The 26,565-nt window shown below is 70.6% G+C and carries 18 protein-coding genes; 7 read left to right on the top strand and 11 right to left on the bottom strand.

All coding sequences use genetic code 11. The features are described from left to right. The first annotated feature begins 56 nt into the window (after positions 1 to 56). The 5 genes from ABZ862_RS00835 (at position 57) to ABZ862_RS00815 (ending at position 7,331) form a co-directional block, all read left to right on the top strand. Positions 57 to 725, top strand: coding sequence for a DUF3000 domain-containing protein (locus ABZ862_RS00835; RefSeq protein WP_360950003.1), 669 nt, complete (start codon positions 57 to 59; stop codon positions 723 to 725). 317 nt (positions 726 to 1,042) lie between these two features. Continuing rightward, a complete protein-coding gene (locus tag ABZ862_RS00830; protein ID WP_328968043.1) occupies positions 1,043 to 1,705 on the top strand; it encodes a response regulator transcription factor in 663 nt (220 codons plus the stop codon). 138 nt (positions 1,706 to 1,843) lie between these two features. Then, complete coding sequence (locus tag ABZ862_RS00825; protein WP_360950000.1) at positions 1,844 to 3,142, top strand: ribonuclease D; 1,299 nt, start codon at positions 1,844 to 1,846, stop codon at positions 3,140 to 3,142. Positions 3,143 to 3,987: 845 nt separating this feature from the next. Continuing rightward, on the top strand, positions 3,988 to 5,205 hold the full coding sequence (locus ABZ862_RS00820; protein WP_360949997.1) for an acetyl-CoA C-acyltransferase: 1,218 nt from the start codon (positions 3,988 to 3,990) through the stop codon (positions 5,203 to 5,205). Next, complete coding sequence (locus ABZ862_RS00815; RefSeq protein ID WP_360949995.1) at positions 5,202 to 7,331, top strand: 3-hydroxyacyl-CoA dehydrogenase NAD-binding domain-containing protein; 2,130 nt, start codon at positions 5,202 to 5,204, stop codon at positions 7,329 to 7,331. The genes ABZ862_RS00820 and ABZ862_RS00815 overlap by 4 nt, the downstream gene beginning before the upstream one ends. Positions 7,332 to 7,393: 62 nt before the next feature. On the opposite strand, the gene ABZ862_RS00810 is transcribed toward ABZ862_RS00815, so the two are convergent. Both ABZ862_RS00810 and ABZ862_RS00805 read right to left on the bottom strand, forming a co-directional pair. Next, positions 7,394 to 7,774, bottom strand: a complete 381-nt coding sequence (locus tag ABZ862_RS00810; protein ID WP_360951352.1) for a hypothetical protein — start codon at positions 7,772 to 7,774, stop codon at positions 7,394 to 7,396. An 88-nt stretch (positions 7,775 to 7,862) separates the two neighbouring features. Continuing rightward, entirely contained in the window at positions 7,863 to 8,882 is a 1,020-nt protein-coding gene (locus ABZ862_RS00805) for a hypothetical protein (RefSeq protein WP_360949992.1), read from the bottom strand. Between the two features lie 91 nt (positions 8,883 to 8,973). Here ABZ862_RS00805 and ABZ862_RS00800 point away from each other — a divergent pair, with 91 nt between their 5' ends. Beyond that, positions 8,974 to 9,360, top strand: coding sequence for an NTP pyrophosphohydrolase (locus tag ABZ862_RS00800; RefSeq protein WP_360949989.1), 387 nt, complete (start codon positions 8,974 to 8,976; stop codon positions 9,358 to 9,360). Between the two features lie 10 nt (positions 9,361 to 9,370). Here the strand turns inward: ABZ862_RS00800 and ABZ862_RS00795 are convergent, their stop codons facing one another. The 9 genes from ABZ862_RS00795 to ngcE form a co-directional block, all read right to left on the bottom strand. Continuing rightward, positions 9,371 to 10,873, bottom strand: a complete 1,503-nt coding sequence (locus tag ABZ862_RS00795; protein WP_360949986.1) for an amino acid permease — start codon at positions 10,871 to 10,873, stop codon at positions 9,371 to 9,373. 197 nt (positions 10,874 to 11,070) lie between these two features. Beyond that, positions 11,071 to 12,999, bottom strand: a complete 1,929-nt coding sequence (dxs, locus tag ABZ862_RS00790; RefSeq protein WP_360949983.1) for a 1-deoxy-D-xylulose-5-phosphate synthase — start codon at positions 12,997 to 12,999, stop codon at positions 11,071 to 11,073. A gap of 648 nt (positions 13,000 to 13,647) precedes the next feature. After that, positions 13,648 to 14,967: a sugar ABC transporter permease gene (locus tag ABZ862_RS00785; protein WP_360949980.1), complete on the bottom strand. Its 1,320-nt coding sequence runs from the start codon at positions 14,965 to 14,967 to the stop codon at positions 13,648 to 13,650. Beyond that, on the bottom strand, positions 14,964 to 15,752 hold the full coding sequence (locus ABZ862_RS00780) for an ATP-binding cassette domain-containing protein (RefSeq protein ID WP_360949977.1): 789 nt from the start codon (positions 15,750 to 15,752) through the stop codon (positions 14,964 to 14,966). The genes ABZ862_RS00785 and ABZ862_RS00780 overlap by 4 nt, the downstream gene beginning before the upstream one ends. 238 nt (positions 15,753 to 15,990) lie before the next feature. Continuing rightward, positions 15,991 to 17,085 carry a substrate-binding domain-containing protein gene (locus tag ABZ862_RS00775; RefSeq protein ID WP_360951349.1) on the bottom strand — a complete coding sequence of 365 codons (1,095 nt, stop codon included), beginning with the start codon at positions 17,083 to 17,085 and terminating at the stop codon, positions 15,991 to 15,993. Positions 17,086 to 17,220: 135 nt separating this feature from the next. Beyond that, the gene (locus ABZ862_RS00770) at positions 17,221 to 18,420 is read right to left on the bottom strand and encodes an ROK family transcriptional regulator (RefSeq protein ID WP_360949974.1); all 1,200 of its coding nucleotides are present in this window, start codon (positions 18,418 to 18,420) and stop codon (positions 17,221 to 17,223) included. Between the two features lie 202 nt (positions 18,421 to 18,622). Further along, positions 18,623 to 19,558 (bottom strand): carbohydrate ABC transporter permease, encoded by a 936-nt coding sequence (locus tag ABZ862_RS00765; RefSeq protein WP_360949971.1) that lies wholly within the window; start codon positions 19,556 to 19,558, stop codon positions 18,623 to 18,625. A gap of 18 nt (positions 19,559 to 19,576) precedes the next feature. After that, complete coding sequence (locus tag ABZ862_RS00760; protein WP_360951346.1) at positions 19,577 to 20,512, bottom strand: sugar ABC transporter permease; 936 nt, start codon at positions 20,510 to 20,512, stop codon at positions 19,577 to 19,579. 148 nt (positions 20,513 to 20,660) lie between these two features. Further along, positions 20,661 to 22,181, bottom strand: a complete 1,521-nt coding sequence (gene ngcE / locus ABZ862_RS00755) for an N-acetylglucosamine/diacetylchitobiose ABC transporter substrate-binding protein (RefSeq protein ID WP_360949968.1) — start codon at positions 22,179 to 22,181, stop codon at positions 20,661 to 20,663. A gap of 498 nt (positions 22,182 to 22,679) precedes the next feature. On the opposite strand from ngcE, the gene ABZ862_RS00750 reads away from it, so the two are divergent. Continuing rightward, entirely contained in the window at positions 22,680 to 26,483 is a 3,804-nt protein-coding gene (locus ABZ862_RS00750) for a GH92 family glycosyl hydrolase (RefSeq protein WP_360949965.1), read from the top strand. The last annotated feature ends 82 nt before the right edge of the window (positions 26,484 to 26,565 follow it).

Below are 26,565 nucleotides of genomic sequence, written 5' to 3'. Positions count from 1 at the left end.
CGTCCGTGGGGTGTCATGCCCTGCGCACGGGGCCCGTTCCCCTTACTCTTCCCCGCATGGCTGCGGCTCAGGGACGACTGTCGGACGATGCTGGCGGAACGGACGACGCGAAGGAGGGGGATCTGCACGGAACCGGGACCGCCCCGCCGGCCTTCCGGGCCGCCGTCGACGCGCTGCGCGGCGCGCGGCTGCGGCCCCAGGTGGAGGTGGAGGCCGTACGGCCCCCGCAGCGGCTCGCCCCGTTCGCGTACGCCCTGGAGGCGGCCGTCGTGGACGGCGACCACGACCTCGCGGACGGGCGGCTGGTGCTGCTGCACGACCCGGCCGGGCACGACGCCTGGCGGGGCACCTTCCGGCTGGTGACGCTGGTGCGCGCGGAGCTGGAGGCCGAGATGGCGGCCGATCCGCTGCTGCCCGAGGTGTGCTGGTCGTGGCTGACCGGTGCGCTGGAGGCCCGCGGTCTGACGTACGGCGAGCCGAGCGGCACGGTCACGCGCGCGAGTTCGCACTACTTCGGCGGCCTCGCGGCCCGCCCCGCCGCCTCGCAGATCGAGATCCGGGCCTCCTGGACGCCGCGCGAGAACCTGGGCGGGATCCCGGACACGGCGGCCCATCTGGCGTCCTGGTGCGATCTGCTGGCGCAGGTCGCCGGTCTGCCCCCGGCCGCGCCCGGGGACGCCTCGGTGGTGACGCTGCCGCAGCGCCGGGGGCCACAACCGAGCTGAACCACGGGGGTGAGCCACGGGGGGGGGCGGCTCCGGCCGCACCTCTCCGGGTCCGCGGACACGGTCGGCCGCTTTGGTCACTTTGTCGATTCAGATGCATTCGGGCACTTTCAGTCACCCATGAGCGCCGGAGTGAACCGATTCGATCTTCGGATGATCGATCGTGCGTCCGAATTGTACGGAATGTTCTCACCGGATCGTGATCATTCTCTAAAGGAGCACGGGTTCGCTGCCGAAGACGACTGTGACCTAGAAAGCACGGTTCGTACCGGCTTCACCCCCACGAGCCGGCCCTGTCCCGCACCCCAGGAGGCCTGGTGTCCGTTCTCCTCGAGCAGCCCGCAAGCCTGGTCGCCTACCGCCCCAACAAACCGACCGCGATGGTGGTGGTGGCCGATCCCCGGGTCCGTTCCACCGTGACCCGGCATCTGTGGGCGCTCGGAGTCCGCGACGTCATCGAGGCGTCGTCGATCGCGGAGGCCCGCCCGCGGGTCGGCAACCCGCGCGACATCTGCGTCGCCGACGTCCACCTGCCCGACGGCTCCGGTCTCACCCTGCTGTCCGAGACCCGTGCCGCCGGCTGGCCCAACGGTCTGGCACTGTCCGCCGCCGACGACATCGGCGCCGTGCGCAACGCGCTCGCCGGCGGCGTCAAGGGTTACGTCGTCACCGGCACCCGTACCAACATCGGGCTCCCCTCCCGACCGGGCGCCGCCCCCATCGGCTCCGCCGCCGCCCGTATGCACCGTCGCCCCCCGGGTGCTCCGAGCCACCCGGGCGGCTACCGCGAACTGTCCGGCCGCGAGGTCGAGGTGCTGCGGCTGGTCGCGGAGGGACAGTCGAACAAGGCGATCGGCGTCTCGATGGGCCTGTCCGCACTGACCGTCAAGAGCCATCTCGCCCGCATCGCCCGCAAGCTGGGCACCGGTGACCGCGCAGGAATGGTCGCCGTCGCCCTGCGGACCGGCATCATCCACTGAACCCGCCCCGCCCGCCGTCCCGCGTGCGCACCATGTGAACCGCACGTTTCGGGGACCTGACCGGTTTACGACCCATCGGGGCCCGCCGACGGAACGTTCCGTCGGCGGGCGCCGCCCTTGCACCGATACCCTTGACAGGTGACCGACGCCCAAGAGACCGCAGCAGACAGTTCACTGCGAACCACCGGAGGCGCCCCTCCGGACGACGGCGGAGCTACTGCTGCGGGGGCGCCCGTTCCTCTGCTCGAACCCCGCGAGGGCATTCCGCCCGTCGTCGCCGACGCCGACGCCCTCGCCGACGTGATCGCCGCCTTCGGCGCGGGCCGCGGTCCGGTCGCCGTGGACGCCGAGCGCGCCTCCGGCTACCGCTACGGGCAGCGCGCCTATCTGGTGCAGCTGCGCCGCGAGGGCGCCGGGACCGCGCTGATCGATCCCGTCGCCTGCCCCGACCTGTCCGGGCTCGGCACGGCGCTGGCCGGCACCGAGTGGGTGCTGCACGCCGCCACCCAGGACCTGCCGTGCCTGCGGGAGATAGGCATGCTGCCCACCCGGCTGTTCGACACCGAGCTGGCCGGACGGCTCGCCGGATTCCCGCGGGTCGGCCTCGGCGCGATGGTCGAGAACGTGCTCGGCTTCGTGCTGGAGAAGGGCCACTCCGCCGTCGACTGGTCCTCCCGCCCGCTGCCCGAGCCCTGGCTGCGCTACGCCGCGCTGGACGTGGAGCTCCTCGTCGACCTGCGGGACGCGCTGGAGAAGGAGCTGGACCGGCAGGGCAAGCTGGAGTGGGCCCTCCAGGAGTTCGGCGCCATAGCCGCCGCGCCGCCCGCCGAACCGCGCAAGGACCCGTGGCGGCGCACCTCCGGGATGCACAAGGTGCGCCGACGCCGGCAGCTGGCGGTGGTCCGGGAGCTGTGGGAGACCCGGGACCGGATCGCCCAGAAGCGCGACGTGTCGCCGGGCAAGGTGCTCAGCGACACGGCGATCGTCGAGGCGGCGCTGGCCCTGCCGGGCACGGTGCAGGCGCTGACCGCGCTGAACGGCTACGGGCACCGGATGGGCCGCCGCCAGCTGGAGCAGTGGCAGGCCGCGGTGGACCGTGCCAGGGCACTGCCCGAGGCGCAGCTGCCGCAGCCCGGCCAGTCGGTCGCGGGGCCGCCGCCGCCGCGGGCCTGGGCGGACAAGGACCCGGCCGCCGCCGCCCGCCTCTCGGCGGCCCGGGCGGCGGTCTCGGCGCTGGCCGAGCAGCTGAACATGCCGCAGGAGAACCTGATCAGCCCGGACACGGTGCGCCGCGTCTGCTGGGAGCCCCCCAGACCCGCGGACCCCACCACGGTCACCACCGCCCTCACCGCCCTCGGCGCCCGCCCCTGGCAGGTGGACCTGGTGACCCCGGCCCTGCTCAAGGCCCTGACCATCCCCCCACCCCCCACCCCCTGACCACCCCGACCCCAGCCCCGGGCCCGGGCCCGGGTCCCAGATTCCAGCCCGGGCCCCCGGCCCCGCCCTCAGGGCCCAGGCCCTCACCCACCCCAGGCCCCGGCCCGGACCACCCCAGCCCGGGTCGCGGGTTCCAGCCCCCTCGGAACCACTCCCGAAGCCCAGCCCCGAACCGCCCAGACCCAGCCCCGGACCCCGGTCCATGGCCACCCCGGACGCCGAGCCCTGACCCCGGACACGGACCCGGACCGCCCCAGGCCCGGCCTTCGGAACCCCACCCCCACAAAACCGGACGCCGAGCCGTGGCCCGGAACCCCTCACCGGTCTCGGGCCACGGCAGGCTCGGCCCCGGACCCCGACCGACCGCCCCGGCCCCCGACCACCTCCGAGTTCCGGGCGCCGCCGACCACCTCCAAGGTCCCCGGGCGCCGGTCCCCGACCGCCCCGGCCCTGCCCCTGACCCTGCCCCTGACCACGTCGGCCTTCGACTACCGCCCCACCCGGCCTGGCCCCGCCCCCACCCCGCCCCGCTCCCCCGTCGACCGCCGGCCCCGCCCCGGGACGGTGCCTCGCCACTCACCGAGTCGGGTGGTGGGTGGGCACAGGCCCGGGGGTCCAGGGGGCGGAGCCCCCTGGGAGGGGAGCCGGAGGGGCGTCACCCGCCCGACCCACCCGGGGGTCCAGGGGGCGGGCCCCCTGGAACAGGGCCGAAAGGGCGGCACCCTTCACCCGACCCGGTGTGACATTCACCGCTCCCCCCGGCAGGACTGGGCAGCCACGTTACCCACAAGTAGCATGACCTGAGCGCGCGCTCAGCGCACCCCGCACCCTGGAGGAGAGCCATCGTGCCTCGTACCGTCAGGGACGTCGTCTTCGTAGACGGCGTCCGTACCCCGTTCGGCAAGGCGGGCCCGAAGGGCATCTACCACGAGACCCGCGCCGACGACCTCGTCGTGAAGGCGATCCGCGAGCTGCTGCGCCGCAACCCCGGACTGGACCCGAAGAAGATCGACGAGGTCGCCATCGCCGCGACCACGCAGATCGGCGACCAGGGCCTGACCCTCGGCCGCACCGCCGGCATCCTCGCCGGGCTCCCCCAGTCGGTCCCCGGCTACTCGATCGACCGGATGTGCGCGGGCGCGCTCACCGCCGTGACGACCACCGCCGGTTCCATCGCCTTCGGCGCCTACGACGCCGTCATCGCCGGCGGTGTCGAGCACATGGGACGCCACCCGATGGGCGAGGGTGTGGACCCGAACCCGCGCTTCGTCAGCGAGAAGCTGGTCGACGAGTCCGCCCTGTTCATGGGCATGACCGCGGAGAACCTGCACGACCGCTACCCGACGATCACCAAGCTGCGTGCCGACGAGTACGCGGTGCGCTCGCAGGAGAAGGCCGCCAAGGCGTACGCCGACGGCAGGATCCAGCAGGACCTGGTGCCGATCTCCGTACGCCGTACGACCCCCGAGGCGGGCGAGACCGGCTGGGGTCTGGTCACCGCCGACGAGCCGATGCGGCCGGGCACCACGCTGGAGAACCTGGCGAGCCTGAAGACGCCGTTCCGCGTCCACGGCAGGGTCACCGCGGGCAACGCGGCCGGTCTGAACGACGGCGCGACCGCGTCGATCATCGCGAGCGAGGACTTCGCCCGCGAGAACGGCCTGCCGGTCAGGATGCGCCTGGTCTCCTACGCCTTCGCGGGCGTCGAGCCGGAGGTCATGGGCTACGGACCGATCCCGGCGACGGAGAAGGCCCTCGCCAAGGCGGGGCTGTCCATCTCCGACATCGGGCTGTTCGAGATCAACGAGGCCTTCGCCGTGCAGGTGCTGGCCTTCCTCGAGCACTACGGCATCGCGGACGACGACGAGCGCGTCAACCGGTACGGCGGCGCCATCGCCTTCGGCCACCCGCTGGCCTCCTCCGGCGTGCGTCTGATGACGCAGCTGGCCCGCCAGTTCGAGGAGCAGCCGCACGTCCGCTACGGCGTGACCACCATGTGCGTCGGCTTCGGCATGGGCGCCACGGTCATCTGGGAGAACCCGCACTTCGAGGGGGACAAGTGAGCACCACCGCTGAGCTGTTGAAGGGCGCGGCCGAGCTGTTCCCCGACGAGGTCGTGACCTCGGCGCACGTACGCCACCTCGATCTGCCGTCCGGCGCCGGGCGCTTCGCGCTGATCACGCTGGACAACGGCCTGGACCACACCAAGCCGACCACCTTCGGCCCGGCCTCGCTGGCGAACCTCGACGCGGCGATCGACCAGGTCGAGAGGGAGGCCGCCGCCGGGGAGATCACCGGCGCGGGCATCACCGGCAAGCCGTTCATCTTCGCGGTCGGCGCCGACCTCAAGGGCGTCGAGCTGCTGAAGAACCGCGACGACGCGCTCGCCATCGGCCGGGGCGGCCACGAGGTGTTCAAGCGCCTCGCGAAGCTCGCCGTGCCGACGTTCGCGTACTACAACGGCGCCGCGATGGGCGGCGGCGTCGAGGTCGGCCTGCACTGCACCTACCGCACGGTGTCGAAGGCGCTGCCGGCGTTCTCGCTCCCCGAGGTCTTCCTCGGTCTGGTCCCCGGCTGGGGCGGCTGCACGCTGCTGCCGAACCTGATCGGCGCGGAGCGGGCCGTCTCGGTGATCATCGAGAACAGCCTCAACCAGAACAAGCAGCTGGGGGGCACCCAGGTCTACGAACTGGGCATCGCCGACGCGCTGTTCGAGGGTGCCGACTTCCTGGAGCGGTCCCTGGTGTGGACGGCCGGTGTCCTCAGGGGCGACATCACCGTCGAGCGCCCCGCGATCGACCGCGGCGAGGCCTGGGACCAGGCGGTCGCCAAGGGCCGTTTCCTCGCCGACGGCAGGGTGCACGGCGCGGCCCCGGCCGCCTACCGCGCCCTGGAGATCATCGCCGCCGCGAAGGACGGCGACCTCCAGAAGGGCTACGACGCCGAGGACGCCGCGCTCGCCGACCTCATCATGAGCGGTGAACTGCGCTCCGGCATCTACGCGTTCAACCTGGTCCAGAAGCGCGGCAAGCGCCCGGCCGGCGCCCCGGACAAGAACCTGGCCCGCCCGGTCACCAAGGTCGGTGTCGTCGGCGCGGGTCTGATGGCGTCCCAGCTGGCCCTGCTCTTCCTGCGCCGCCTGGAGGTGCCGGTCGTGCTGACCGACATCGACCAGGAGCGGGTCGACAAGGGCGTGGGCTACGTCCACGCCGAGATCGACAAGCTGCTCGGCAAGGGCCGTATCAACCAGGACAAGGCCAACCGGCTCAAGGCGCTGGTGACCGGTGTGCTCGACAAGGCCGAGGGCTTCGCGGACGCCGACTTCGTCATCGAGGCGGTCTTCGAGGAGATCGGCGTCAAGCAGAAGGTGTTCGCGGAGGTCGAGGCGGTCGCCCCGGCGCACGCGATCCTCGCGACCAACACGTCCTCCCTGTCGGTGACGGAGATGGCGTCGAAGCTGAAGCACCCCGAGCGGGTCGTCGGTTTCCACTTCTTCAACCCGGTCGCCGTGCTCCCCCTCCTGGAGATCGTCCGCGGCGGGCAGACCGACGACGCGTCGCTGGCCACGGCGTTCGCCGTCGCCAAGAAGCTCAGGAAGACCGCGGTGCTGGTGAAGGACGCCCCGGCGTTCGTCGTCAACCGGATCCTGACCCGTTTCATGGGCGAGATCCAGAACGTCATCGACGAGGGCACCCCGGTCGCGGTCGCGGAGAAGGCGGTGGAGCCGCTCGGCCTGCCGATGTCCCCGCTGGTCCTGCTCGAACTGGTCGGGCCCGCGATCGGCCTGCACGTCTCGGAGACCCTCCACCGGGCCTTCCCGGACCGCTTCACGGTCTCCCCGAACCTCGCGGCCGTCGTCAAGGCCGGCAAGCGCGGCTTCTACGTCTACGACAGCGGCAGGCCCGAGCTCGACCCCGAGGTCGCCGCGCTCCTGGAGCAGGGCGACACCGTCCTGACGGAGGAGCAGGTCCGCGCCCGTGTCCTGGACGCGGTGGCGCAGGAGATCGGCCTGATGCTCGACGAGGGCGTCGTGGCCGAGGCCCAGGACATCGACCTGTGCCTGATCACCGGCGCGGGCTGGCCCTTCCACCTGGGCGGCATCACGCCGTACCTGGACCGCGAGGGCGTCTCGGCACGCGTCAACGGCAAGCCGTTCCTGGCCCCGGGCGTGGCGAGCGTCCCGGCGTAGCCCCCGGGCCACGAGGCCGTACGGTGCCCGGCACACCCCTCGGTGTGCCGGGCACCGGCGGGTCAGCGGGCGTCCTCCACATGCACCACGCGCAGTTCCCGGCCGTCCTCGTCGCGTCTGGTGCGGCCGAGGATGCCCACGGCGAGGTGGGACTGGTCGTCGGAGTCGGCGAGGGGGACGTAGGTGACGACGTCGGGGTGATGTCCCGTCACCAGCCAGCCCTCGCCGCTGTTGAGCTCCAGCACCCTGAAGTCCCCGGACGCGGCCGCCAGCTGGACCGGCCCGTACTCGCTCAGGATGCCGGTGGCGCGCTCGGCGAGATCGCCGACGGGGTCCTCGACCACCACGCAGGTGCCGTGCTCGAACAGCACCCATGATTTTCCGGAGCCGGTGAGAAGACGCCGCCAGGCGTCGATGAGTGTCTCGGTGTCCACGACGGCCATCATGGCGCACTCGTCCCTCCTGTCACCCCACCGGACGCTCGCCCCTCCCGTCACAGGGCCCGTGCCGGCCGCCGCCTCCTGCGGGTGCTCACACCTCCCGCCACGCCTCCAGCGCGAGGCCCGGTTCGTCCTTGCGGCGGGTGAGCAGCAGCAGCCCCGTCGACGGGGACAGCGTCGCCGCCGCCACCCGTCCGAGGTGGTCGGTGGTGAGGGACACGACGGCGTCGGCGGGCAGCGCGGGCCCCGACTCGGTCCACCAGGCCCCCGCCTCCTCGGTCTCGGTCGGATAGGCGGCGAAGGCGACCCGGCCGCTCGCCGACCGCTGGGCGAGCAGCGTGCAGTCGTGGCCGTCGAGTTCGCAGCGCACGGCGGCCACCGGGCCCGGGCCCGCCGAGGGCAGCAGCACGGCCGGCTTGCCCCCGGCCCGCCAGGCACGGAGGTCGCCGTTCCCGTCGGTGCAGAAGAGCGTCGTACCGTCCTGCGAGGTGGCCAGGGCGTGCAGGGTGCCCGGTCGGACCGAGATCTCCAGGGTCTCCGCCGGCACCGGCTGGGCGCCGGGCTCCTCCTGACGCCAGTGCAGCACCCCGCCGGGGACGGCCGCGTACACCTCCACCCGGCCCGACTCCCCCGTCACCGCCACCAGGTCCCCCCGGACGTCACGGCCCTTCAGGTCCCGCCAGGGATCCCAGCCGCCCTTCGCCTTCTGCGCGGTCATCCGCACCCCGCCGTCCGCGGCGCGCACGAAGACATGGGCGCGTCCCTCGGCGTCGACGGCCACGGCGGGCGGGCCGGTCACCGGGCCCTTCCTGTCGGGGTGGCCGACCGGGTTCCAGTCCAGGGCGGCGAGCAGCGGGCGGAAGTGGGTGGAGTGCACGAGGGCCGCCTCGCCGCCGCCGGTGGGCCGCCAGGAGACCAGATGCGCGTACCCGTTGGCGCCCCGGCCGACCGCGAGGACCCCGGGGTGCAGCTTCTGCTCCCCACCCGTCCGGCGCGCCTCGCCCCAGGGCCCGCCGGGGGTCCGCTCGGCCCGGCACAGGACGGCGTCGCCCGAGGGCAGATAGACGCTGAGCCGGCCGTCACGGCCGCGTACGAGCCATTCGCCGTTCACCGCTTCACTCTAGGCCGCCCCCGGCACGGTGAAGAGGGCCACTCGGCGGCACCGCGAGGGGGCGGGCGGCCCGGCGTGACACCCTTGCCGCATGACCGAGATCCCTCCCCCGCCCCGGCCCGTGCTCGTGATCGTGGACGGTGCGAACGTCGTCGGGTCGGTGCCCGACGGCTGGTGGCGGGACCGGAAGGGGGCCGCCGTGCGGCTGCGGGACCGGCTGGCGGAGCACGGGGTGCCGGGGCGGGCCGCGGACGAGGTGGAGATCGTGCTGGTGGTGGAGGGCGCGGCGCGCGGCGTGGAGTCGGTGCCCGGGGTGCGGGTGGAGTCGGCGCCGGGCAGCGGCGACGATCTGATCGCCGCCCTCGCGGCCGCCGCCGCGGACCGGCCGGTCCTGGTCGTGACGGCGGACCGCGGACTCCGTCACCGGGTCACGGCGACGGGCGCCGGGGTGACGGGCCCGCGCACGGTACGGCCGTAGCGCCGGGCGGCTACGCCTCGGGCCGGGCCGCCTCCTCGCGGGCGGGCCGGTTGAGCCTGCTGTGGCCGCGGCCGTAGAGGAAGTAGACCGCGAAGCCGATGACCATCCAGACGGCGAAGCGGAGCCAGGTCTCGGCGGGGAGGTTGACCATCAGCCAGAGGGTGGCCAGGACGGAGACGACCGGCAGGAACGGGACCCACGGGGTGCGGAAGGCGCGGGGCAGGTCGGGGCGGGTGCGGCGCAGGACGATCACCCCGATGGCGACCACGATGAACGCGAACAGCGTGCCGATGTTCACCAGTTCGGCGAGTTCGCTGAGGCTGGTGAAGCCCGCCAGGATCGCGATGATCACGCCGAGCAGGATGGTCGGCCGGTGCGGGGTGCGGAAGCGGGGGTGGACGATCGAGAAGAAGCGGGGCAGCAGACCGTCCCGGCTCATCGCGAAGAACACCCGGGTCTGGCCCAGCAGCAGGATCATGCAGACCGAGGTGAGGCCCACCGCCGCGCCGAAGCTGATCACCCCGGCGTACCAGGGGTGGCCGGTGGCCTTGAAGGCGTCCGCGAGCGGGGCGTCCACGGACAGCTTGCTGTAGTGCTGCATGCCGGTCACGACGATCGACACGGCGACGTACAGCGCCGTGCACACGAACAGCGAGCCGAGGATGCCGCGCGGCATGTCGCGCTGCGGGTTGCGGGTCTCCTCCGCCGCCGTCGCGACGATGTCGAAGCCGATGAACGCGAAGAACACGACGGACGCGGCGGTGAAGATGCCCATGACGCCGAAATTGGACGGCGCCCAGCCGAACATCAGCTGGATCAGCGGCGCCTTCAGGCTGCCGCCCGCGGACACGCTCTCGGACTTCGGGACGAACGGCTTGTAGTTGGAGCCGGTGATGAAGAAGGCGCCCGCGATGATCACGATCAGGACGACGGCGACCTTGATCGCTACCACCAGGGTGGTGACGCGCGCGGACAGCTTCATCCCGAGGACCAGGATGCCCGTGAGCACCAGGACCAGCCCCGCCGCGAGGATGTCGAAGCCGAAGCCGTGGGCGCCGTCGCGCCCGCCGAGCGTGTCGGGCAGGTGCCAGCCGGCGTTGTCGAGGAGCGAGCGGATGTAACCGGACCAGCCGACGGCCACCACCGCCGTGCCCAGCGCGAACTCCAGGACGAGGTCCCAGCCGATGGTCCAGGCGGGCAGTTCGCCGAGGGAGGCGTAGGAGAAGGTGTACGCCGATCCGGCCACCGGCACGGTCGAGGCGAACTCTGCGTAGCAGATCGCGGCGAGGGCGCAGACCACGCCGGCCACGACGAACGCCAGGGACACGGCGGGGCCGGCGTTCTCCTTGGCGACCTTGCCGGTGAGGACGAAGATGCCGGTGCCGATGATGACGCCGACGCCGAAGACGGTCAGGTCCAGCGCGGACAGGGTTTTCCGGAGCGCGTGCTGCGGCTCCTCGGTGTCGCGGATGGACTCCTCGACGTTCTTCGTCCGGAAGAGGTTGCTGCTCATGGGGGTACCTCCCACGCTCGTCGTCCTCGACCTGCCCGACACGATCGGGAGGGGGCGTGGTACGTGTGCCCCGGCGCGGGACGTTTCACGCGAACGGGCCGGTCCCACCACCACGACGGGTGGTGCGACCGGCCCGTTCGGGGGCCGTGGGTGGCGCTGCGTCCCCGCAGGCTGCACGGGTCCCGGTACGCCTGGCGCTAGTCCCTCGCCGGTTCCACCGAGTCGACCTCGGCCGCCGGACGGTCGTAGCGGCCGTCCAGCTTGGCGACCAGGCCGGTGACCTGGCGGGCGATGTCGGGAGCGGTGAGGCCGATCTCCGCGAGGACCTCGGAGCGCGAGGCGTGGTCGAGGAAGCGCGGCGGGATGCCGAAGTCGCGCAGCGGTACGTCGACGCCCGCGTCGCGCAGGGCCTGCGCGACCGCCGAGCCGACGCCGCCGACCCGCGAGTTGTCCTCGACGGTGACGACGACCCGGTGCCGCTCGGCGAGCGGGGCCATGGCCTCGTCGACCGGCTTGACCCAGCGCGGGTCGACCACGGTGGTGGAGATGCCCTGCTTGTCGAGCAGCCCGGCGATGTCCAGGCACATCGGGGCCAGCGCGCCGACGGAGACGAGCAGCACGTCCGGGGCGGTGGTGCCCGGCTCGCGCAGCACGTCCATGCCGCCGAACGTGCCCACGGCGGGTACGGCGGGGCCGACGGCGCCCTTGGAGAAGCGGACCACGGTCGGCGCGTCGTCGACGGCGACGGCCTCCCGCAGCTGGGCGCGCACCTGGTCGGCGTCGCGGGGCGCGGCGATGCGCAGGCCGGGCACGACCTGGAGGATCGACATGTCCCACATGCCGTTGTGGGAGGCACCGTCGGTGCCGGTGATCCCGGCCCGGTCGAGCACGAACGTCACACCGCACCTGTGCAGGGCGACGTCCATGAGGACCTGGTCGAAGGCGCGGTTGAGGAAGGTCGCGTAGACGGCGAAGACCGGGTGCAGTCCGCCGTGCGCGAGGCCCGCCGCGGAGACGGCGCCGTGCTGCTCGGCGATCCCGACGTCGTAGACCCGCTCGGGGAAGGCCTTGGCGAACCTGTCGAGGCCGACCGGCTGGAGCATCGCGGCCGTGATGGCGACGATGTCGTCGCGCTCCTTGCCGAGGGCGACCATCTCGTCGCCGAAGACCGACGTCCAGTCGGCGCCCGCGGTGGCGATGGGCAGGCCGGTGTCGGGGTGGATGCGGCCGACTGCGTGGAAGCGGTCGGCCTCGTCCTGGAGGGCGGGCTGGTAGCCGCGGCCCTTCTCGGTGAGGCAGTGCACGATCACCGGGCCGTTGAACCGCTTGGCGCGGGTCAGTGCGGACTCCAGGGCCTCGATGTCGTGGCCGTCGATCGGGCCGACGTACTTCAGGCCGAGGTCCTCGAACATGCCCTGCGGGGCGATGAAGTCCTTCAGGCCCTTCTTCGCGCCGTGCAGGGTGTCGTAGAGCGGCCTGCCGACGACCGGGGTGCGCTCCAGGACCTCCCGGGTGCGGGCGAGGAAGCGCTCGTAGCCGTCGGTGGTGCGCAGGGTGGCCAGATGGTTGGCGAGGCCGCCGATGGTGGGCGCGTAGGAACGCTCGTTGTCGTTGACGACGATGACCAGCGGGCGGTCCTTGGCGGCGGCGATGTTGTTGAGCGCCTCCCAGGCCATGCCGCCGGTCAGCGCGCCGTCGCCGATCACGGCGACCACGTGGTCGTCGCGTTCGAGGACCTGGTTGGCCTTGGCGAGGCCGTCGGCCCAGCCCAGGACGGTGGAGGCGTGGCTGTTCTCGATGACGTCGTGCTCGGACTCCCCCTGCGAGGGGTAGCCGGACAGGCCGCCCTTCATCTTCAGCCGGGAGAAGTCCTGGCGGCCGGTGAGCAGTTTGTGCACGTAGGACTGGTGGCCGGTGTCCCACAGCACTCGGTCCCTGGGGGACTCGAAGACGCGGTGCAGGGCGATGGTCAGCTCCACCACACCGAGGTTGGGGCCCAGGTGGCCGCCGGTCTTGGAGACCGCGTCGACCAGGAAGGTCCGGATCTCCTCGGCCAGCTGGTCCAGCTGCTCCAGGCTGAGCCGGTCCAGATCGCGCGGTCCCGTGATACGGGTCAGCAGCGGCACCCGTGCCTCCTTGCAGTAGAGCTGTTCGAGCTGTTGCCGGGCTTGTCGAGTCTAATGTTCCGCTCCGGTAAGGCGTGTCCGGGCGGTGCGTCGTAGGTCACTCGAACGGCCCTACCCACCAACGGGCCCTCCAATGACACGGCGGGCCCCTGTGCCGGGACCCGGCGTGTCGCCCCGGGACACGGCTGTGCCCGGCACCGCCGTCGGTGCCGGGCACAGCCCGTGGTCCCCTGCCTGGTCCCGCCAGGGCCCGGAAGCATCCCGCAGCCGCGGCCCGACCCGGAAACCCGCCCCGCCGCTGCCGCGCCCCGGGAGGAACGGGCCCGGCGGCGCACCGGGAACACCTCCCCTGCCGGGGTCCCCCGCCGTCCCGGCGGCCACCCTGCGCGTACCAGCCGCCGCATACCGGCCGGACACCGCCGGCCGGACCCCATGGGGCAGACGCCGCCAGGCGCACACCGCCGACCGGACCCCATCGGGCAGACGCCATCAGGCGGACATCGCCGGGCGGACGCTGCCGGGCGGACACCGCCGGAGGGATCCCGCCGGGCGCCGGGGGACCCCGTCGGGTGGACGTCGGTCCGGGGCACGGGGGCCGCCGCCGGGGGACCGGCCCCCGCGGACCCCCGTGCCCCGGCCGGCCAGGCCCTACGCGCGGCCCGCGGCCTTCTGGCTCCTGCGGGACACCGAGTCGATGACCACGGCGCCCAGCAGGACCGCGCCGGTGATCATGTACTGGATGGAGGTGTTCATGTTGAGCAGGTCGAGGCCGGTCTGGATCGACTGGATGACCAGCATGCCCAGCAGGGCCGACCAGACGCTGCCCCGGCCGCCGAAAAGGCTCGTGCCGCCGATGACCGCCGCGGCGATCGCCAGCATCAGGGTGTTGCCGCCTCCGGCGTTGAGCGTGGCGCTCGCGGTCTGGCCCGCGAAGAACATGCCGCCGACCGCCGCGAACCCGCCGGAGATGGCGAACACGGTGATCCGGACCATCGGCACGCTGATACCGGCACGGCGGGCCGCCTCGATGCCGCCGCCGACCGCGAAGACCTTGCGGCCGTAGGTGGTGCGGCGCAGCACGAAGTCGACGATCACCAGGCAGGCGAGGAAGATCACCAGGGCGTTGGACACGCCGGAGGCGTTGTTCAGCACGGCCGCGGCCACGAAGGACGCCACCGCGAGCAGTCCGACGCGCAGCAGGATCTCGCTGGTGGGCCGGAACGGGACGCCCGCGGCCTTGCGGCGGCGCTGCTCGCCGAAGGAGCCGACCAGGGTCAGCGCGACGCCGAGGCCGGCCAGGACGTAGGCGCCGACGATGGCCTGGTCCATGAAGAAGGAGCTCTGGCCGAGCAGATGCACCGGGCCGCTGTCGGCCGGGATGTTGATGGTGCCGCTGGAGCCCAGCAGCCACAGCATCAGGCCGTTCCAGCCGAGGAAGCCGGCCAGGGTGACCACGAACGCCGGTACGCCGATCCGGGCGAAGAACCAGCCGTGCAGCGCGCCGATGGCGACGCCGGTGAGGACGGTGAGCAGCAGCGCCAGCCAGTCGTTCATGCCGTGGTTGACGACGAAGACCGCGAACACGGTGGACGCGAGTCCGCTGACCGAGCCGACGGACAGGTCGATCTCGCCGAGCAGCAGCACGAACACCAGGCCGATGGCGAGCATGCCGGTGGCCGAGAGGAAGTAGCTGATGTTCGAGAGGTTGTCGGCGCTGAGGAAGCGGTCGTTCTTCACCTGGAAGATCGTCCAGATGATGATCAGACCCAGGACGACCGGCAGCGAGCCCAGCTCACCGCCCCTGACCTTGCGCTTGAACTCGGTGAGGTAGCCCTTGAGGCCTTCGTCGCGGACCAGCAGACGCGGGTCGACGACGGTCACCGGGGCGGCCGTGGGATCGTCGGCCGGCGCCACGGTGGTCGGCTCCGGCGCGGTGTCCGGCCGGGAAACCTTGGACGTGTCGCTCACTTCGCCGCCTCCGTGGTGCGCCCCGCCCGACGGGTGACGGCGTTGTCCGTGGCACCCGTGATCGCGGCGATGATCTCTTCGTGGCTGGTGTCCTTCACCGAGAAGGACCCGTTGTTCCTGCCCAGGCGGAGCACGGAGACCGTGTCCGCGACGGCCTTCACATCGGCCATGTTGTGGCTGATGAGGATGACGGCGAGGTTCTGCTCGCGCAGCCGCTCCACCAGGTCGAGGACCTGGGCGGTCTGCTCGACGCCGAGGGCGGCGGTGGGCTCGTCGAGGATGACGACCTTGGGCTCGCCGATGAGGGCGCGGGCGATGGCGACGACCTGGCGCTGACCGCCGGAGAGGCTCGCGATCGGGATGCGCACGCTCGGGATCCGGATGGACAGCGTGCTCAGCAGTTCCCGGGCGTTCTTCTCCATCGTCACCTCGTCGATGACGCCCCGGTGCAGCAGCTCCCGGCCGAGGTAGAGGTTGCCGACCACGTCGAGGTTGTCGCACAGCGCGAGGTCCTGGTAGACCGTCGCCACGCCGAGTCCCTGGGCGTCGTGCGGCTTGTTGATGTGGACCGGCCGGCCCTCCCACTCGATGACGCCTTCGTCGATGGGGTGAACACCGGCGATCGTCTTGACGAGGGTCGATTTCCCTGCGCCGTTGTCGCCGACCAGGGCGACCACTTCACCGGCGTGGACCTCCAGATCTACGTCGGTGAGGGCCTGGACCGCACCGAATCGCTTGGAGATTCCGCGCAACGCCAGCACGGGCGTAGCGGACACGTGAACCATCTCCTTCGCCGCCTGACCGGCGGGGATGCCGCGCTTGTGGATACCGCGCGGAAGGATGTGCGCAATGCGCGGGGTTTACATAATGAACATGCGCGAATCCGCTGCCTTTGGCAACGGTTTCTTCCGGTGCCCGCCCGGCAGCGGGGTGAATGGCCGGGCGGGCACCGGAAGGGTTTCGCGGGGCCGCGGGAATGCGCGGCCGTCGGCTCGGGAAATCCGTTCCCTGTTTGCCTTTGTGTTACTGGAGGCCGGCCGTCTTGCAGGCCTTCGCGTAGTCGCCGGTGCAGATCTGGGCGATGGTGTAGAGCCCGTCCTTGACGACCGTGTCCTTGATGTTCGCCTTGGTGACGGAGACCGGGGTCAGCAGCTGCGAGGGCACCTTGGTGCCGGAGCCGCTGGTCTGCGTGCTGGTGGCCAGCGAGTCGATGGCCTTGCCCTCGAGCAGGTTGTAGGCGAGCTGGGCGGCCGCCTCGGCCTCCGGCTTGAACGCCTTGTAGACCGTGCTGGACTGGGTGCCCGCGACGATGCGCTGGATGCCCGCGAGCTCGGCGTCCTGACCGGTCAGCGGGATGCCGGAGATACCGGCGCCCTTCAGGGTGTTGGCGATGCCGCCGGCCATGCCGTCGTTGGCCGAGTAGACACCGACGATCTTCTTGGCGCCCAGCTGGGTGATGGCGGCGGACATCTTCTGCGCGGCGACGGTGTCCTTCCACAGGCCGGACTGCTCGTAGGCGATGTCGACCTTGCCGTCGAGCGCGGAGTGGGCGCCCTTCTTGAACTGACCGGCGTTCGGGTCGGCGTCGTCGCCGTTGATCATGACGATCTTGGAGCTCTTGGTGGCCTTCGAGCCGAGGGCGGTGAGCAGAGCCTGACCCTGCAGCTCACCGACCTTGACGTTGTCGAAGGAGACGTACGCGGAGACCGGGCCCTGGGCCAGACGGTCGTAGGCGACGACCTTGATGCCCTTGTCGACGGCCGACTGGATCGACGACTTGATCGCGGCGGAGTCCTGGGCGGAGATCACGATCACCTTGACGCCCTTGGTGATCATGCTGCTGACCTGCTGGGCCTGCTTGGCGGCGTCGCCCGCGGCGTTCGCGTACTCGACGTTGCAGTCGGCACAGAGGCTCTTGACCTTGGCCTCGAAGTACGGCTTGTCGAACTTCTCGTAGCGTGCCGTGACGCTGTCGGGAAGCAGGAGTCCGATGGTCTTGCTGCCCGAGCCGCTGCTGCTACCGCTGCCGGAGTCGTCCTTCTTGTCTCCAGCCTTACCACACGCGGCCATGGAAAGAGCCATGGAAACCGCGGCCGTGCCGATCACGACGCGACGCATCGTTGCGTTCATTTTGGGGGTGCCTCCCTGACAGGGCCGCAACGCTGCGGCCGAGGTGGCTGGAAGTCAACTCGGCCATGCGTACGGCGTCAAGAAGTAAATCCTTAACGGGTTTACAACGGTGCCATCCGTTCTCTAAGTGAAGGCGGGTGCCGCAGTGTGCAGTGTGCCGTCCAAAAGCGTCGAATCACCCATCTCGTTGAGTGCGAGAGCGAGTGCCCCGAGAACTTCCGCACGACCGCCGAGGGCCCCTGGAAGAACGGAGAGCTGACGCGCGGCACTGGGAATGGCATACCGGCCGACGGACTCCCTGATCGGACCCAGTACGAGTTCGCCGGCCTCGGCGAGATCACCGCCCAGAACCACCCGGCTCGGATTGAGGAGATTGCAGAGATTGGCGACTCCCCGGCCGATATGGCGGCCGACGTCGGAAATGACCCGGCGGCAGCCCGGGTCGCCGTCCCGCGCCAGCCGGACCACACCCTCCAGGGTGAGGTCGCCGCCGTGGCTCGGCTGGAGCAGCGGCAGCACGTAACGGGCCGCCGCGAACGTCTCCAGGCAGCCCCGGTTCCCGCAGCGGCAGACGGGGCCGGATTCGTCCAGGGTGATGTGCCCGATTTCCCCCGCCGTGCCGCCCGGGCCCCGGTAGATCGTGCCGTCGATGACCAGGCCGGCGCCGACGCCGCTCGCCACCTTGATGTAGGCGAGGTCGCGCACGCCCCGGCCGCTGCCCCAGACCAGCTCGCCCAGGGCACCCAGATTGGCGTCGTTGTCCACGTGCACGGGCACGTGGAGCCGGTGCCTGAGTTCCTCGGCCGGACGGGTGCCGGCCCAGCCCGGCAGGATGGAGGTGGAGCCGAGCGTGCCCGACTCCACGTCGATCGGTCCCGGGACGCCGAGCCCCACCCCGGTGATCTTCGCCCGGTCGACGCCGGTCGCGTCGATCAGCCGGTTGACCAGGTGCTCCGCCCGGTCGAAGCCCTGTGCCGCGGAGGCGTCCACATCCAGCGGCTCGGACTCCTCGGCCAGCACCTGGTGGGCCAGGTTCCCGATCGCGACGCGCAAATGAGTGTGTCCGAAGTCCACTCCTATGACGATCCCGGCGTCCCCGCTCAGCGAGACGCTGCGGGCCCGCCGGCCCCCGGAGGACGTGGGGGTGACCTCGACCGTGCCGTTGTCCTTGAGTTCGCGCACGATGTTGGAGACCGTCGCCGCGGACAGCCCCGTAGTCCTCGCGATCTCCGCCTGCGTGAGCGACCCGGCGAGCCGTACGGCACGTACGACGCGCTCCAGGTTGGCTCGGTGCAGCGACGACTGCGACCCCGGAGTCTCCACGACGACCTCCTGCGCGGCGGGACCGCTTCGATGAGGTCCCGTTCGTGTCCAACTAGTGAACTCTAAGCTGAGCCGTTCGGGTCGCCTCCCGTCAAGAGGTTGAACCGGATCGGGGCAAGCCCCCGGGAAAAGCGTGCGGGAACGCCCTCCGGGCGGGTAGAGCGCCGGTCCGTTCACACTCCGAAAAACCCTCCTCCCGTGACTACTTCAGGGTGGCCGAGGTGAGACCCGCCTGCACCTGGCGCTGGAAGGAGAGATACACCACGAGCATCGGCACCATGGCGAGTGTCACACCGGCGAAGAGCACCGGCAGATCGGAGGCGTAGCCCTGCTGCTGCTGGAGCTGGATGAGTCCCTGGGTGAGGACGTAGCGCTCGGGGTCGGATCCGGTCTGCGGCTGCATGAGGACCGTCGGCAGGATGTACTGGTTCCACTGTCCCAGGGTGTTGAAGATCCCGACACTGATCAGACCCGGCCGCGCCATGGGCAGCATGACCTGGAAGAACGTCCGGGTGTGCGACGCGCCGTCCAGGACCGCCGCCTCGAAGACCGCGGTGGGCAGGGTGCGGAAGAAGGCGTGCATGAAGAACACGGTGAACGGCATCGAGTAGGCGATGTAGACCAGGATCAGGCCCTGGTAGGTGTTCAGCATGTCCAGCCGCTTGACCATGAAGAACAGCGGCACCAGGGCCAGGAACACCGGGAACATCGCGCCCGCGACGAAGAAGTAGTAGAGGAACCGGTTGCCGGGGAAGCGGTAGCGGGCCAGCACGTACGCGGCCATCGAGCCGAGGAGCAGGGTCAGCGGCACCGAGAAGACCAGCACGATCACGGTGTTCAGGAAGTAGTCGCCGATGCCCTTGTGCCACGCACGCCGGAAGACGTCGGGCGAGAAGTGCTGCGGCCAGCCGAAGGCCGAACCGCCGATCTGCGCGTCCGTCCTGAAGGAGCTCAGCACCAGCCAGATCAGCGGCAGCACGATCAGCAGGGCCCACAGGGCCAGGAAGCCGTGCGAGAACACGTTCAGTACGGTGCCCTCACCGCGCGTGCCCACAGGGCGTACGGACGCCGTCCCGGCGGCCCCGCGGGGCGGGACGGGGCCGCCCGTGGCGGCGTTCTCCTCGAGGGATGTGCTCATCTCAGTCAGGACTCCCGCTCAGAACTCGATGCGCTCACGGCGGGTGGCGCGCAGCGTGACCACGGACAGGACCAGGGTGAGCAGCAGCATGACCACGCCCATGGCGCAGGCGTACCCGCTCTTCCCGAAGTACTGGAAGTTGCGCATCAGCACGGTCGACATCACGTCGCTGTGATGGTCGGGGCCGCCGCCGTAGGCGCCCATGTTCTGCGTCATCGACGACACCAGGACGAACATGTCCATGGCTACGATGCCGAGGTACACCCAGGCGGTCTGCACGGTGTCCCACAGCAGCGGCAGGGTGATGCGGAAGAAGGACTGGCCGCGCCCGGCCCCGTCGATCAGGGCGGCCTCGTAGATGTCCCGGGGGACGGACTGCATGGCGGCCGAGAACAGCACCAGGTAGAAGCCGACCCCGTGCCAGACCACCACGGCGATCAGCGCCCACAGCACCAGGTCCGGCTCGTTGAGCCATTCGACGGGGTGGTCCGCGCCGACCAGACCGAGTTTGATCAGGACGCCGTTGAGCAGCCCGCCGCCGTCACTGCGGTACACCGCGTTGAACAGCACCGCGAGGATCGCCAGGGACAGCACCTGCGGGAAGAAGTAGACGATCTTGTAGAACCCGGCGCCCGCCACGCCCCGCACCCCGCCCGCCCGGCCGTGCCCGCCCGCGTTGAGCATGAACGCGAAGAACAGGGCGAGCAGGATGGTGACGACCGGGATGAGGACGAGGAAGAGGATGTTGTGCCCGACGGCCTGGAGGAAGACGTCGTCCTTCAGCAGCGCGCGGTAGTTGGCGAGCCCGACGAAGCGGAAGGTCTGCGACTGGCCCTTCCAGTCCGTCAGCGAGTAGCCGAAGGTCTGGACGTACGGCCAGATCACGAAGATCACGTAGAGCGCCACGGGAACGAGGAGGAATCCCGCGACGAACCGGTACTGCCCTTTGTGCATGGTGTCCCTGCTGTGCATGGTGTCCCTGCTGTGCATGGTGTCCCTGCCCCTGGGTGTGCCGGGCCGGACCGGGAGGCGTGGGCGCTCCCGGTCCGGGACCGGTGGCGGCGTCGGGCGAGCGCGGGCGGCCGCCGGCCGCCCGCCGCGTTCAGTCGTGGTGGTTCTTCTTGCTGGCCGGGTCCTTGGCGGCCTTGTCGACGGCGGCCTGGCACCGTTTCAGCCATTCCTTCGGCTGGATGCGCTTGGCCATCAGTTCGTTGGAGGCGTTCTGGATCGACGCGTCCATCTCGCTGTACCACTCGAGGTACAGATAGCGGAACGTGTTGCCGCCGGCCGCCTTGGACGCCTCCACGGTCGACTGGGTGCCCGGGCGCAGGGTGACGGAGGAGTCGACGCCGTCCTTGAGGATGGTGAGGGAGTTGGCCTGCTTGGCGAAGAGCGTGGACCATTCCTTGGAGAGCATCTGCCGCACGAACTCCTTTGCTCCGGGCAGGTTCTTCGCTTTCGCGGGGATGATGAACGGCTCGCCGGAGCCGGCCCGGATCGCCTCGAACGGCATCTTGGCGCCGGACAGCAGGGGCATCGGCAGGAACGTCATGTCGAAGTCGGCGGGGGTCTGTTTGAGCTGTTCGTTCTCCAGCCAGGAGCCGCAGGTGATGAACGCGGCCTTGTACTGGTTCCAGCGGGTCTGGGACTCGGTGTGGGTGAGGCCGTTGGTGCCGGGCATCAGCAGGCCCTTCTCCACCACCTCGTAGACCGCCTCGATGCCGGCCTGCGCGGCGTCGGAGCCGACGAACGCCTTGGGGTCGAGGTTGTCGATCGCCCTGACGGCGTCGAGCCCGCCCTGCTTCGCGATCATGTCCATGATCGCGACATTGATGTAGTACGGGTACTTGCCCTGGTGGGCGAGGCCGCCGATGCCCTGCTTCCTGGCGTCCTGGCAGACGGCGATGAAGTCGTCCCAGGTCTTCGGCGCCGTCCAGCCCTTCTCCTTGAAGAGCTTCCCGGAGTACCAGAGCCCCCACACCGTGTAGATGTAGTTGAGGGCGACGACCTTGCCCTCCTGGACCCCCGGGTCCAGGGTGCCGGGGATGAGGGTGTCGCGGACCTTCTTGCCCGGGTCGTCGACGGAGGGCGCGTCCAGCACCTCGGCGAGGTCGAGGAGCTGCCCGTTCTTGTACAGGACGTCGACCTTGATCTGCTGGGCGCCGGAGTCGTCCACGATGTCGGGCGGGTTGCCCGCGTTGAAGCGGGGCTGGAGCTTGCCGGTGATCTCCTGGGTGCCGGTGTGGGTGGAGGCGATGCCGAGCTTCGTCCTGAAGGCGGCCTCCCACGCCTTGGCGTAGTCGTCGCCGTAGCCGCCCTTGAAGACGACGACGTCGAGGGTGCTGCCCTTCTTGGCGCCGAAGGGGTTCGACGTGGAGGTCTTGCCCTCGTTCGCGCCCTTGTCCCCGCCGTCGCCCCCGCCGCCGCTCGCACAGGCGGACAGGGCGCCCAGCGCGGGCACGGAGAGCAGACCGAGTGCGGCGGAACGCCTGATCAGATCGCGGCGGCCGACACCGGGGAAACCGCCGTGGCCGGCACGGGGTGAGCCGCCGTGACCGGCACCGGGGGAACTGTGGCGGCCGTCGCCGGGGGAGCTGCCGTTCTCGGCTGAAGTGGATCCCATGCTCAAGTCCTCGCCTTCTCCAGGACTCAGGCGGTGAACCGGATCCTGACCGGCACCGCGATCGGGTCGAACTGGTTCGAGCTGGTTCTTGCGGGTGGTACGCGCGGGCGGAGACGTGGGTGATGGTCCGTCATGATCCTTGCTGAGCAAGAGGATCGCCGAACAGCCGGGCAGAGGACGAAGTGCGCACGTCAAACCACCCTTTCGGTTGTCCCTGGGAGCCGTCGCCGGCCGTCCGGACGGCCGGGCGGACGCCGACAGGTATAGTCCACTCCTGACGAACCGACAAGATCGGGCACAGGATCGGCAGTTGGTCTTTTCCGAAGTGAGACCTGCCGGAAATATGACCCCGCTGTGGATTCTCTCGGGGGTATCGCACCGCATTACCCCCATTCGCCACACCCAACACCCTTGACATCACTGGCCACTTACCGCCCTACTGGACCTTGCGCAAAGAGTTGACAACGTTGTCCGCGTGCGCAGGGAGGGTGCTTGCTGATGCAGTACAGAGCTCGGCACAGATGGGGTCCGGCGGTCGTCCTCGCGGCCGTCTTCACACTGGCGATCGGCTCGCAGGGAGCGGCGGTCGCGATACCCGCCAAAGCCAAGGCGGCCGACCGGGAGTTCGCGTCGTCGTTCGAGACGGGCGACCCGGCACCGGACTGGCTGAACACCGTCGACACCGGCCCGGACGGGTCCGCGCGGGCCTCCGGGGTCGACGGCGGCTACAGCAGCGGCATTCCGGGCAGTGTCGACGACCATGTCACCGATCTCCGCGCCAGCGGGGAGAACACCGGCTCGGGCGAGGTGAAGGAGAACCTCGTCGACAGCGAGCCGAGCACCAAATGGCTCAGCTTCGAGTCCACCGGATGGGTCGAGTTCGACTTCGACAAGCCGGTGAAGATCGTCACCTACGGCATGACGTCCGCCAACGACTACGCCGAACGCGACCCGAAGGACTGGACGCTCCAGGGCTCGGTGGACGGCACGGACTGGAAGACCGTCGACACCCGGACCGGCGAGACGTTCTCCCAGCGCTTCCAGACCAAGACCTACGACCTCGCCGAGCCCGCCGAGTACCAGCACTTCCGGCTCGACATCACGAGGAACAACGGCGCCTCCGGCATCGTGCAGCTCGCCGACGTGCAGTTCTCCACGGGCGGCAGCGGTGACCCGGTCCCGCAGGACATGCTGTCGCTGGTCGACCGGGGCCCGAGCGGCTCCCCGACCGCGAAGGCCGCGGCCGGCTACACCGGCAAGCGGGCCCTGCGGTACGCCGGACGGCACACGGCCGCCGGCCGCGCGTACTCGTACAACAAGATCTTCGATGTGAACGTGGCGGTGGGCCGCGACACCGAACTGTCCTACAAGATCTTCCCGCAGATGGCCGACGGCGACCGCGACTACGACGCCACCAACGTCTCCGTGGACCTGGCCTTCACCGACGGCACCTACCTCAGCTCGCTGGGCGCCACCGACCAGCACGGCTTCGCGCTCACCCCGCAGGGGCAGGGCGCGGCGAAGGTGCTGTACGTCAACCAGTGGAACAACGTGGTCGCGGCCATCGGTTCGGTGGCGGCGGGCAGGACCGTCGACCGCATCCTGGTCGCCTACGACTCCCCCACCGGCCCGGCGAAGTTCCGCGGCTGGCTGGACGACGTGAAGCTGGACCGGGCGGCGCCCGAGAAGCCGAAGGCGCACCTCTCGGACTACGTGCTGACCACCCGCGGCACCAACTCCAGCGGCTCGTTCTCGCGGGGCAACAACTTCCCGGCGACGGCCGTGCCGCACGGCTTCAACTTCTGGACCCCGGTGACCAACGCGTCGTCGCTCAGCTGGCTGTACGACTACGCGCGGTCCAACAACTCCGACAACCTGCCGACCATCCAGGCGTTCAGCGCCAGCCACGAGCCGAGCCCGTGGATGGGTGACCGGCAGACCTTCCAGGTGATGCCGTCCGCCGCCTCCGGCACCCCCGACACCGGGCGCACGGCCCGCGCGCTGGCCTTCCGGCACGAGAACGAGACCGCGCGGCCGTACTACTACGGCGTGACGTTCGAGAACGGTCTCAAGGCCGAGATGGCCCCGACGGACCACGCGGCGGCGCTCCGCTTCACCTACCCGGGCGACGACGCGAGCGTGCTGTTCGACAACGTCACCGACCAGGCGGGCCTCACCCTCGACAAGTCCACCGGCACGGTGACCGGTTACTCGGACGTCAAGTCGGGCCTGTCGACCGGCGCGACCCGGCTGTTCGTCTACGGCGTCTTCGACAAGCCGGTGACCGACGGCTCGTCCAGCGGCGTCAAGGGCTATCTGCGTTTCGACGCGGGCTCGGACCGCACCGTCACCCTGCGGCTGGCGACCTCCCTGATCAGCGTGGACCAGGCGAAGGACAACCTGGCGCAGGAGATCCCCGACGGCACCTCCTTCACCACCGTCAAGGCGCGCGCCCAGCGCACCTGGGACAAGCTGCTCGGCAAGGTCGAGGTACAGGGCGCCACGCCGGACCAGCTGACCACGCTGTACTCCAGCATGTACCGGCTGTACCTGTACCCGAACTCGGGCTTCGAGAAGGTCGCGGGCAAGTACCAGTACGCCTCGCCGTTCTCGGCGATGACGAGCCAGGACACCCCGACGCACACCGGCGCCAAGATCGTCGACGGCAAGGTGTACGTCAACAACGGCTTCTGGGACACCTACCGCACCACCTGGCCGGCGTACTCGCTGCTGACACCGAGTCAGGCGGGTGAGATGGTCGACGGGTTCGTGCAGCAGTACAAGGACGGCGGCTGGACCTCCCGCTGGTCCTCGCCCGGCTACGCGGACCTCATGACCGGCACCTCGTCGGACGTGGCGTTCGCCGACGCGTACGTCAAGGGCGTGAAGTTCGACGCGCAGGCGGCGTACGACGCGGCGGTGAAGAACGCGACCGTCGTGCCCCCGTCGTCCGGCGTCGGCCGCAAGGGCATGGCCACCTCCCCCTTCCTCGGCTACACCACGACCTCCACGGGTGAGGGCTTCTCGTGGGCGATGGAGGGCTACGTCAACGACTACGGCATCGCGAAGATGGGCCAGGCCCTCTACAAGAAGACCGGCGAGAAGCGCTACCAGGAGGAGTCGGAGTACTTCCTCAACCGCGCCCAGGACTACGTCAACCTGTTCGACCGGCAGGCCGGCTTCTTCCAGGGCCGGGACGACAAGGGCAACTGGCGCGTCGACTCCGCCAAGTACGACCCGCGCGTGTGGGGTTACGACTACACGGAGACCGACGGCTGGGGCTACGCCTTCACCGCCCCGCAGGACAGCCGCGGCCTCGCCAACCTCTACGGCGGCCGGAAGGCCCTCGGCGACAAGCTCGACACGTACTTCGCCACCCCGGAGACGGCCACCTCGGAGTTCACCGGCTCCTACGGCGGTGTCATCCACGAGATGACCGAGGCGCGGGACGTGCGGATGGGCCAGTACGGCCACTCCAACCAGGTCGCGCACCATGTGATCTACATGTACGACGCGGCCGGTGAGCCGTACAAGGCGCAGGCGAAGGTCCGCGAGGCGCTCTCGCGGCTGTACGTCGGCAGCGAGATCGGCCAGGGCTACCACGGCGACGAGGACAACGGCGAGCAGTCGGCCTGGTACCTCTTCTCCTCCCTCGGCTTCTACCCGCTGGTGATGGGCAGCGGCGAATACACCATCGGCTCGCCGCTGTTCAAGAAGGTGACCGTGCACCTGGAGAACGGTCACGACCTGGTGATCAAGGCGCCGAGGAACAGCGCGAAGAACGTCTACGTGCAGGGCGTGAAGTTCGACGGCCGTGCCTGGAACTCCACTTCGCTCCCCCACTCGCTGCTGTCCAAGGGCGGCGTCCTGGAGTTCGCGATGGGCTCGAAGCCGTCCTCCTGGGGCACCGGCAAGAACGCCGCGCCGGTCTCCGTCACCCAGGACGACAAGGTGCCGACGCCGCGCGCGGACGTGCTGAAGGGCGACGGGGCGCTGTTCGACAACACCTCGGCGACGGACGCGACCGTGACGTCGGTGGACCTGCCGGTGAGCGCCGCCACCAAGGCGGTCCAGTACACCCTGACGTCGTCCAAGGACCACACGAAGGCACCGGCCGGCTGGACCCTCCAGGGCTCGGCGGACGGCACCACGTGGCAGACCCTGGACAAGCGGTCGGGCGAGTCGTTCACGTGGGACCGGCAGACCCGGGCGTTCTCGGTGCGGACACCGGGTTCGTACGCGAAGTACCGGCTGGTGCTGGACGGTTCGTCGACGCTGGCGGAGGTGGAACTGCTGGCGTGACGCCATGACATGAGGGGGCGCCCCCGCCGGTCCTGCGACGGACCGGCGGGGGCGCCCCTGTGTCGTGCGGTGGCGCGGGGTC

This window comes from Streptomyces sp. NPDC047000 (genome assembly GCF_040644295.1).
GTDB lineage: Bacteria > Actinomycetota > Actinomycetes > Streptomycetales > Streptomycetaceae > Streptomyces.
The sequence above is the reverse complement of the archived record's forward strand: the minus strand, read 5'-3'. Positions and strand labels throughout refer to the sequence as shown.

Coding starts and splice junctions, on each gene's coding strand:
- ABZ862_RS00775 (WP_360951349.1), bottom strand. CDS start 17,085: ATGCGTCGCGTCGTGATCGGCACGGCCGCGGTTTCCATGGCTCTTTCC.
- ABZ862_RS00835 (WP_360950003.1), top strand. CDS start 57: ATGGCTGCGGCTCAGGGACGACTGTCGGACGATGCTGGCGGAACGGAC.
- ABZ862_RS00760 (WP_360951346.1), bottom strand. CDS start 20,512: ATGCACAAAGGGCAGTACCGGTTCGTCGCGGGATTCCTCCTCGTTCCC.
- ABZ862_RS00780 (WP_360949977.1), bottom strand. CDS start 15,752: ATGGTTCACGTGTCCGCTACGCCCGTGCTGGCGTTGCGCGGAATCTCC.
- ngcE (WP_360949968.1), bottom strand. CDS start 22,181: ATGGGATCCACTTCAGCCGAGAACGGCAGCTCCCCCGGCGACGGCCGC.
- ABZ862_RS00765 (WP_360949971.1), bottom strand. CDS start 19,558: ATGAGCACATCCCTCGAGGAGAACGCCGCCACGGGCGGCCCCGTCCCG.
- ABZ862_RS00795 (WP_360949986.1), bottom strand. CDS start 10,873: ATGAGCAGCAACCTCTTCCGGACGAAGAACGTCGAGGAGTCCATCCGC.
- ABZ862_RS00800 (WP_360949989.1), top strand. CDS start 8,974: ATGACCGAGATCCCTCCCCCGCCCCGGCCCGTGCTCGTGATCGTGGAC.
- ABZ862_RS00750 (WP_360949965.1), top strand. CDS start 22,680: ATGCAGTACAGAGCTCGGCACAGATGGGGTCCGGCGGTCGTCCTCGCG.
- ABZ862_RS00810 (WP_360951352.1), bottom strand. CDS start 7,774: ATGGCCGTCGTGGACACCGAGACACTCATCGACGCCTGGCGGCGTCTT.